Origin of the sequence: Leptotrichia sp. OH3620_COT-345 (assembly GCF_003932895.1) — a bacterium.
In the GTDB taxonomy this organism is placed as follows: Bacteria; Fusobacteriota; Fusobacteriia; order Fusobacteriales; family Leptotrichiaceae; genus Pseudoleptotrichia.
Map to the genome: position 1 here is coordinate 1 of NZ_RQYW01000199.1, position 254 is coordinate 254.

Annotated in this window: 1 protein-coding gene; it reads right to left on the bottom strand. The window is 30.7% G+C overall.

Translation table 11 applies throughout. The annotated features are described in order from the left end of the window. Positions 1-254 (bottom strand): hypothetical protein (locus EII29_RS12545; RefSeq protein ID WP_158612582.1); only part of this gene is annotated, 254 nt, incomplete at both ends.

Below are 254 nucleotides of genomic sequence, written 5' to 3' on the forward strand. Positions count from 1 at the left end.
ACATAAACTATGCCGTTTCCTTCCATCTTTCCTATATTTCGTATACTTTCCGTTATTCCGTATACTTCCGTATATGTTTTTATTCCTTTAAACGGTAATTTTACACTTCTTTCCCTTGTCAATGTATCTGAACTTATTGTACTTTCATTTAATACCTTTCCTTCTTTTGATGTTACTTTCGTTATTTCATTCCCTTTTATTTCTCCACCTATATTTATTACACCTTTATTTCCTTCTAAAAGGACTTCTTTTCC